General features: G+C 68.1%; 1 protein-coding gene. It reads right to left on the bottom strand.

Features of this window, described 5'->3' with window-relative positions:
- A partial coding sequence (locus tag FJV41_RS49235) for a mannosyltransferase family protein (RefSeq protein ID WP_141649522.1) occupies window positions 1-815 on the bottom strand: 815 nt, incomplete at its 3' end.
- Between the last annotated feature and the right edge of the window lie 331 nt (window positions 816-1146).

The raw sequence follows: 1146 nt of genomic DNA, 5'->3' as shown, positions 1-1146 counted from the left end.
GCCCAGGCCCCCGCCCACTCGCCTCCGCGCACCTTCCACCAGATCTGAGGGTCTCCGAACTTCCGCCAGAGGAAGACGAAGTAGAGCGAGGTCATCACCAGCGGTATCGCCAGCGCGAGCATGTCGCGGTGGAACCACGCCCGAAGCCCGCCCCCACGAGCGCGCACCTGCTGGAACAAGAGGGACAGGCCCGCCGCCAGGGACAGGTGCCGCGCCAGACCGCCGAAGCCCAGGGCGAGCGCCGCCCACCAGTGACGGCCGCGCAGGCTCAAGAGCAGCGCGAGCGCGGTGAGGAACACCATCCACGACTCGGGGTAGCCCGCGGACTGGAAGAAGGCGAAGGGATACGCCGTGAAGAGCAGCAGCGAGACACGGGCCGTCTCCTCGCCTTCCAGCGCGCGAAACAGCCGATACAGGACGATGAGTCCCAACAACCCGGCGACGTTGGCCACCAGCACCAACGAGACCTGGATGCTCAGGCCCGTGGCGTCTCGCACCCACCGCCCCAACATGGGCAGCAACGGGAAGAAGTTCGTGGCCTGGGGGCGCTCATAGCCCTTCTGCGCGATCTCCATGTACCAACCACAGTCCCACCGGCAGAACGCATCCAGCCCCGCAGGGCCCACCTGCTGGAAGGGCGCTCGGTGGAGCCTGTTGTCGAACGCGAGCGATACGCGCGCGAGCAGCAACAAGGCCAGACGGCTGAAGAAGAAGAGCCCCACGGGAAAGGCCAGCTCCGCGCCCAGCACGCGCAACCGCGCGCCCAGGGACATAGGCAGCGGCGCCTCTCCTGAAACAGGAACATCGGTGGACATGCGGTGGAGAAATCCGAGGGTGCGGGAACGGCGGACACCCTACCCTACTCCCACGCCCTTCACAGCGGGGAAGACCCCGGCGGCCGTGCCCAGAACGCCCCCGGGAATGGTAGTCTCATCTGTCTCGCCCAGGCTGCGCGGGTGCGAGGAGCCTGGGAGGTCCACATCATGCGTGCAAAGGCTGGCTGGGTCGCGACCGCGGGAGTCGTGACGGCCCTTGGAGTCGCCGCGCTGCTGCGCCAGGAGCTGACGGCGCGAATCCGTCCGCCTCCTCCGGCCGCCATCACGCCCGTCCCCCTCCAACCCTGTCTCTTAGACACATCTGACGCTG

The organism is Myxococcus llanfairpwllgwyngyllgogerychwyrndrobwllllantysiliogogogochensis, assembly GCF_006636215.1.
GTDB lineage: Bacteria > Myxococcota > Myxococcia > Myxococcales > Myxococcaceae > Myxococcus > Myxococcus llanfairpwllgwyngyllgogerychwyrndrobwllllantysiliogogogochensis.
The sequence above is the reverse complement of the archived record's forward strand: the minus strand, read 5'-3'. Positions and strand labels throughout refer to the sequence as shown.